This is a genomic window from Streptomyces sp. NPDC002958, from assembly GCF_055563255.1.
In genome coordinates this window covers 1-8,103 of the sequence record NZ_JBVHDS010000057.1, presented here as the reverse complement: position 1 = coordinate 8,103, position 8,103 = coordinate 1, and the positions used below count along the sequence as shown (strand labels likewise).

The window sequence follows — 8,103 nt, the reverse complement described above, 5'->3', positions numbered from 1 at the left end:
CCCGCTCCCGTCACCGGCGATGCCACAGGGGCCGGGCTCGACCGGCTCAGGCACCCGCTGCTCGCCGCCTGTGCCCAGGTCGGTGACCGGGACGAGTGGCTGTTCACCGGTCGCGTCTCGGCCAGTACGCAGCCCTGGGTCCAGGACCACGGCGTGTTCGGGACCGTCCTCCTGCCGGGTGCCGCCCTCGTCGAGCTGGCGCTCGCCGCGGGACGCCGGGCCGGGACTCCCGTACTCGACGAGCTGGTCCTCGAAGCACCGTTCGTGCTGAACGGCGCCGCGGGCGCGCAGCTCCAGGTGACGGTCGGGGACCGCGACGAGGACGGTGTCCGCGAGGTGGCCGTCTACTCCCGTCCCGAGGCGGACGCCACGGGCACGGACGGTGGCGACCCGGACGAGGACGCCGGCCGCGAGGCCGTCTGCCACGCCCGGGGCACCCTGGCCCCGGCCGACGGGCTGCCGCAGGTCACGGCCCTGCCGTCGGCCTGGCCCCCGGCGGGGGGCGAGCAGGCACCGGCCGGTGCCCTGTACGCGCGCCTCGCCGAGGCAGGGTACGACTACGGTCCGGTCTTCCAGGGCGTGCGGAGCGTCTGGCGTACCGACGAGGGCCTCTACGCCGAGGTCGCCCTGCCCGAGGAGCACGCGGACGGCGCCGGGGAGTTCGGTCTGCATCCGGCACTGCTCGACGCCGCCCTGCACGGCGGGTTCGACCTGCTGGACCGGGACGGTAAGGGCTCCGCTACCCGCCTGCCCTTCTCCTGGTCGGGCGTACGGCTCGGACGGACCGGCGCCTCCCGGCTGCGGGTGCGCGTCAGCCCCGCCGGTGACTCGGACCTGCGGATCGACATCGCGGACGAACACGGTGCGCACGTCCTGACCGTGGAGCGGCTCGCCCTGCGCGCCGTGGAGCAGGCCCAGCTGGAGGCGCGGAACCGGACCGGTGTCAGCTCGCTCTACCAGGTGGACTGGGTGCCGGTGGCGCTGCCCGGGGCGGCCGCCCCGCTGCGGGTCGAGGTGCTCGGGGAGAAGTACGCCGACCTGGCCGCTCTCGAGCGGGCCCTCGCCGAGGGCGTGAGCCCACCGGACCTCGTGGTCGCCCATGCCGGCCCGGCTTCGGCCGCGCCGGACGGCGACCCCGCCGACTCCGGCGCCGCCGTCGCGGCCGTTCACGAGAACGCCGAGCAGGCGCTCGGTCTCGTCCGGCAGTGGCTGTCCAGCGCCTGGCTGGGCGAGGAGACCCGGCTGCTGCTGGTCACCCGCCAGGCCGCCGCGGTGGTCCGGGGCGAGGCCGTGCGGCCCGCCCAGGCCCCGGCCTGGGGTCTCGTCCACAGCGCCCAGTCGGAACACCCCGACCGGTTCCTCCTCGTGGACGCGGAGGAACCCGGCACGTCCGCCGGGGTCGCGGGTGTCGACTGGGCGGCGCTGGCCGGTCTGGACGAGCCGCAGCTCGCGGTGCGCGGCGGGCGGGTGTTCGCACCCCGCCTGGCCCGGGTCGAGCTCGCGGAGCCGAGCGGGCTGTCCGCTCCGGACCCGGAGGGCACGGTCCTGATCACGGGCGGTACCGGTGGTCTCGGTGCCCTGTTCGCCCGGCACCTGGCCGGTGCGTACGGGGCAAAGCGTCTGCTGCTGGTCAGCCGGCGCGGTCCGGCCGCGCCGGGGGTCACCGAGCTGGTCGCGGACCTGGCCGAACTCGGGGCCGAGGCGCGGGCGGTGGCCTGCGATGTCACCGATCGCGGTGAACTCGCCGCGCTGATAGGCTCGTTGAAGCACCCGCTGACCGCCGTCGTACACTCGGCGGGAGTCCTCGACGACGGCACCGTCGAGTCGCTGACGCCGGAGCGCCTCCAGCGGGTACTGCGGCCGAAGGTGGACGCGGCCCTGCACTTGCACGAGCTGACGGCCGGTCTGGAACTGTCCTCCTTCGTCTTGTTCTCGTCCGTGGCCGCCCTCATCGGCAGCCCCGGCCAGGGCAACTACGCCGCCGCCAACGCCACCCTCGACGCCCTCGCCGCACACCGCCGCGCGCTCGGCCTGCCCGCCACCTCTCTCGCTTGGGGTCTGTGGGGGGAGACCGGCCATGCGGCCCTGGCGGGCACGCAGGGCCCCGCAGCCGGTGCGGGTGCGTCCGGTGACGCGGCCGGCATGGGGAGCAGCCTCGACGAGGCGGAACTGGCCCGCCTGGCCCGCATGGGCATTGGGGCCCTCCCGGCCGCGACCGGCCTGGAGCTGTTCGATCACGCGCTGACGCAGGAGACCGCCCTCCTCGTGCCCGTCCGGCTCGACCAGCCCGGGCTGCGCGCCCAGGCCGCCGCCGGCACCCTGCCGCCGCTGTTCCACGGACTGGTACGGATGCCCGCGCGGCACGCCGAGCCGGCGGCCGGGAGCACCCTGGCCGAGCAGCTGGCCGCGGTCAGCGGGGCCGAGCGCGAGCGGGTGGTGCTGCGGATGGTGCAGGCGCAGGTGGCGGCCGTTCTCGGCCATGCCTCCGCCGAGGCGGTCGAACCCGAACGGGCCTTCAAGGAGCTCGGGTTCGACTCGCTGGGCGCCGTCGAGCTGCGCAACCGGCTCAGCCGGGCCAGTGGGGTGCGGCTGCCGTCGACGCTGGTCTTCGACCACCCGTCGCCGAGTGCCGTGGCGAAGTACCTGCTCGCCGAGGCCGGGGGCGGGGCCGCCGCGGAACCCGCCGTCGACCGGGAGATCGAGAAGCTCGAGGGCATGGTCGCCGACCTCGCCGCCGGGGACCGGCAGCGCGTCGCGGATCGGCTGCGCGGTCTGCTCGCCACTCTCACCGGGGGCGAGCAGGGCATGAGCGAACGGATCGAGGCGGCCACCACCGCGGACGAGGTGTTCCAGCTCCTCGATGCCGAATTCGGCGAGGTGTGAGGCGTGGGACCACGAGGTGTGAGGCGTGGGACCAGGCATGAAGCACGAAACAGAGGCATGACGCGTGACACCGGAACGTGACGCGCGAAGCGACAGCGCGATGCGTGACACCCACATGTCACGTGTGAAGACGCAGAAAACGCAAGGCCAGACAACCGTCCAGGGGGACAGCACAGTGAGCGCCGAAGGCAACGATCAGCAGCAGGACAAGCTCGTCCGGTACCTCAAGCGGGTCGCCGTCGACCTCAACGAGACCCGGGCGCGCCTCCAGCAGTACGAGGACCGCGCTGCCGAGCCGCTCGCGATCGTCGGGATGAGCTGCCGCTACCCGGGCGGGGTCAACTCGCCCGAGGAGCTGTGGCAGTTCATCGCCCAGGAGCGGGTCGGGATCTCCGAGTTCCCGCAGGACCGCGGCTGGGACGTGGAGGGACTGTTCCACGAGGACCCTGACCACGCGGGGACCTCGTACACCCGCGAGGGCGGATTCGTCGAGGGTGCGGCCGAGTTCGACGCCGACTTCTTCGGGATCGCCCCGCGCGAGGCCGCTGCCGTCGACCCCCAGCAGCGGCTCCTCCTCGAGACCGCCTGGGAGGCGTTCGAGGATGCCGGCATCGACGTCACCCGCCTGCGTGGCAGTGACACGGGTGTCTTCTGCGGGGTCATGTACCAGGACTACGGCTTCGTCGCGGGTCAGAGCGACCGGCGTGCGGAGATCGAGGGGTACATGACCATCGCCTCCGCGGGCAGCGTGGCCTCCGGACGGCTCAGCTACACCTTCGGCTTCGAGGGCCCGGCCGTGTCCGTGGACACCGCCTGCTCCTCCTCCCTGGTCGCCGTGGACCTCGCCCTGAAGTCCCTGCGGAACCGGGAGTGCTCCCTCGCCCTCGTGGGCGGTGTCACCGTCCTCGCCCGGCCCAACGTGTTCATTGAGTTCAGCCGCCAGCGCGGGGTGTCCCCGGACGGGCTGTGCAAGGCGTACGCGGCCGCCGCGGACGGCGTCGGCTGGGCCGAGGGCGCCGGTCTCATCCTGCTGGAGCGCCTGTCGGACGCCCGCCGCAACGGGCACCGCGTGCTCGGCGTCATCCGGGGCAGCGCCGTCAACCAGGACGGCGCCTCCAACGGCCTCACCGCCCCCAACGGCCCCTCGCAGGAACGCGTCATCCGCCAGGCCCTGGCCAACGCCGGACTCACCACTTCCGACATCCACGTCGTCGAGGGCCACGGCACGGGCACCCCGCTCGGCGACCCCATCGAGGCACAGGCACTGCTCGCCACCTACGGCCAGGAACGCTCCGAGGGCCCGCTGCGACTGGGCTCCATCAAGTCCAACATCGGCCACACCCAGGCCGCCGCCGGCGTCGCCGGCATCATCAAGATGGTCAAGGCCATGGAGCACGAAACGCTCCCCGCCACCCTCCACGTCGACGCCCCCTCCCCCCACATCGACTGGACCACCGGTGAGGTGCGACTCCTCACCGAAGCCGAGCCCTGGCCCGCCACCGAAGGCCGCCCCCGCCGCGCGGGCGTCTCCTCCTTCGGCGTGGGCGGTACGAACGCGCACGTCATCGTCGAGGAGCCGCCGGCCGTCGCGGAGCAGTCGGAGACGGCGTGTACGGACCCGGCGGCCTCGGCCGAAGCCGCCGCCGAGGGGCCGGAGACGGCCGCGCCCATGCGGGAGCTGCCCGCCGTGCCCGTCCTGGTCTCCGCTCGCGGCGAGGCCGCCCTGCGCGCCCAGGCGGACCGCCTGCGCGCCCACCTGATCGCCGAGCCGGCCCTCACCCTGACCGACGTGGCCTTCTCGCAGGCCACCACCCGCGCCCACCTGGAGCGCCGCGCCGCGGTCGTCGCCACCGACCGGGGCGCCCTGCTGGCCGGCCTGGCCGCGCTGTCCGCGGCCGAGCCCGCCGCCCACGTCTTCGAGGGCCGCCCCGGCGGCGACGAGACCGTGTTCGTCTTCCCGGGCCAGGGCTCCCAGTGGGAGCGGATGGCCGTCGAACTCCTCGACTCCACGCCCGTGTTCGCGGAGGAGATCGCCGCCTGCGGCGAGGCCCTCGCCCGTTACGTGGACTGGAACCTCGAGGACGTGCTGCGCGGCGTCCCCGGCGCGCCCTCCCTGGAGCGCGTCGACGTCGTCCAGCCCGCACTGTTCTCCGTGATGGTGTCCCTCGCGAAGCTGTGGCGTTCCCACGGCGTCGAGCCCACCGCCGTCGTCGGCCACTCCCAGGGCGAGATCGCCGCCGCCCACGTGGCGGGCGGCCTCAGCCTCGACGACGCCGCCCGCGTGGTCGCCCTGCGCAGCCGCGCCGTACGCGAACGTCTCGCCGGACAGGGCGGGATGATGTCGGTCCTGCTACCCGTGGACCGCGTCGAGAGCTACCTGGAGCGGTTCGACGGCCGGATCTCGGTGGCCGCCGTCAACAGCCCCGGCACCGTCGTGGTCGCGGGCGAGCCCGCCGCGCTCGACGAACTCCAGGCGCTCTGCGAGCAGGACGGGGCCCGCGCCCGCCGTATCCCCGTGAACTACGCCAGCCACTCCGTGCAGGTCGCGGCCATCCAGGAGGAGCTGCTGCAGCTCCTCGCCCCGATCGCCCCGCGCAGCGGCAGCATCCCCTTCTACTCCACCGCCCGTGGCGAGTTCCTCGACACCGCGGAACTCGACGCCGCCTACTGGTACCGCAACCTCCGTGGCCGGGTCGGCTTCGAGCCCGCCGTCCGCGCCCTGGTCGGCAACGGCGCGAAGCTGTTCGTCGAGCTCTCCCCGCACCCCGTCCTCACCATGGCCGTCGACGAGATCGTCCAGGACCTCGACGCCGCCGACCACGTCCGGTCCGTCGGCTCGCTGCGCCGCGGCGAGGGCGGTCCGGCCCGCTTCGCCACGTCCCTCGCCGAGGCCCACGTCGGCGGGGCCGCCATCGACTGGCACACCCTGTTCGCCGGTACAAGCGCCGAGCGCGTCCAGCTCCCCACCTACGCCTTCCAGCGCGAGCGGTACTGGCTGACCCCCGGTAGCGGCACCGGTGACGCCACCGCCGCCGGACTCGGCCGCCTCGACCACCCGCTGCTCTCCGCCACCGTCCAGGTCGGCAACCGCGACGAGTGGATCTTCACCGGCCGGCTGGCCCGTGCCCAGCAGACGTGGACCGAGGACCACGCCGTCCTCGGTACGGTCCTGGTGCCCGGAGCCGCCCTGGTGGAGGCCGCCCTCACCGCGGGCCGCCAGGCGGACACGCCCGTACTGGACGACCTCGTGCTGGAGGCGCCGCTCGTCCTCGACGAGGACGCCGCCCGGCAGCTCCAGATCACCGTGGGCAGCACCGACGAGGACGGCCGCCGCGAACTCGTCGTCTACTCCCGCCCTGAGACCGCCGGGGAGGACGGGGACCGCCCGGTCACCCGCCACGCCCGCGGCTGGCTCACCGCCGACGCCGAACCCGCCCCCGCCTTCCCCGCCTCCTGGCCGCCCGCCGGGGCCCGGCCCGTCGCCGTGGACACCCTCTACGCCCGCCTCGCCGACGCCGGTTACGACTACGGTCCGCTCTTCCAGGGCGTCCGCGCCGCCTGGAAGGCCGGCGGCGACATCTGCACGGAGATCTCCCTGCCGGAGGACACCCGCACCGAGGGCTTCACCGTCCACCCGGCCCTCCTGGACGCCGCCCTGCACGGCGGCCTCTTCGACAAGGAGCCCGGCGCCACCGCCGACCTGCCGTTCTCCTGGTCCGGCGTCCGCACCGGCGGCCCCGACAGCACTGCCGGCGTCACGCGTGCCCGGGTGCGGATCAGCCCCGCCGGGGACTCCGCACTGCGCATCTCACTCGCCGACGAGAACGGCGCGCCACTGCTGACCGTGGAGACCATGGCGTTCCGGCCCGTGGACCTGGCCCAGCTGGAGTCCTCCCAGCGGGGCGGCCAGAGCTCCCTCTACCAGCTCGACTGGCTGCCCGTACCGGCCTCGGCCGGGGTCCCGGCTGCGGAGCGGGCCGGTGTCGCCGTCCTCGGCGAGCTCGCCGCCGCCCCCGCCGAGTGGGACCGCTACCCGGACCTGACGGCCCTGGAGAAGGCCCTCGCCGAGGGCGCCCCGGTGCCCGCGACGGTCCTCGCGGCCCTCGACGCCGACGCCGACGCGGCGGCCGCCGGACATGGTGCCGCGGAGGCCGTGCACGCCACTGCCGCCCGCACCCTCGGGCTCCTCCAGCAATGGTTGGCCGCCGCGCCGCTCGCCGACTCCCGGCTGGTCGTCGTCACCCGGCGTGCCGTCGCCGCGGGCGGCTCGGCGCCCGAGCTGGCGCAGGCTCCCGTGTGGGGTCTTGTGCGCAGCGCGCAGTCCGAGCACCCGGGGCGGTTCGGCCTCATCGACCTGGACTCCGACAGTGCCCCGGCCGCCGGCACCGAGGAGGCCGCCCTCGACTGGACGGCGCTGACCGCCCTGGACGAGCCGCAGATCGCGGTCCGCGCGGGTGAGACCCTCGTACCCCAGCTGGGCCGTGCCGAACTGTCCTCCTTCGCCGGGGACGCGTGGCGGCTGGGCGTGGCCCGCAAGGGCTCGCTGGAGGGTCTGGAGCTGATGTCCTCGGACGCCGAGCGGCCGCTCGGCGCCCACGAGGTGCGGGTCGGGGTGCGGGCCGCGGGCCTGAACTTCCGTGACGTGCTGATCGCGCTGGGCCTGTATCCCGGTGAGGCTCCCCTCGGCAGCGAAGCCGCCGGTGTGGTCCTCGAGGTCGGCTCCGCGGTGACCGACCTGGCGCCCGGGGACCGGGTGCTGGGCCTGGTCCTGGACGCGTTCGGACCGGTCGCGATCGCCGACCGCCGGATGATCGTCCCGATGCCGGCCGGGTTCACGTTCGCGCAGGGCGCGGCCATCCCGGTGGTCTACCTGACGGCGTACTACGGTCTGGTGGACCTCGCCGGCCTGCGAGCCGGGGAGCGCCTGCTCGTCCACGCAGCCGCGGGCGGCGTCGGCATGGCCGCCGTCCAGCTCGCCCACCACTTCGGCGCGGAAGTCTTCGCCACCGCTTCCACCCCCAAGTGGAACGCCGTCCGCGCCCTCGGCATCGCCGACACCCACATCGCCTCCTCCCGCGACCTCACCTTCCGCGAACACATCCTCAACACCACCAACGGCGATGGTGTCGACGTCGTACTCGACGCACTCGCAGGCGAGTTCGTCGACGCCACCCTCGACCTCCTCCCCCGCGGCGGCCGCTTCATCGAAATGGGCAAAGC

The 8,103-nt window shown here is 74.5% G+C and carries 1 protein-coding gene and 1 pseudogene; both read left to right on the top strand.

What is annotated here, in order from left to right; translation table 11 throughout:
- Positions 1–2,883 (top strand): SDR family NAD(P)-dependent oxidoreductase (locus tag ACZ3IC_RS33780; protein ID WP_467422487.1); only part of this gene is annotated, 2,883 nt, incomplete at its 5' end.
- A 292-nt stretch (positions 2,884–3,175) separates the two neighbouring features.
- Positions 3,176–8,103, top strand: a pseudogene (locus tag ACZ3IC_RS33775) (beta-ketoacyl synthase N-terminal-like domain-containing protein); the annotation flags it as partial.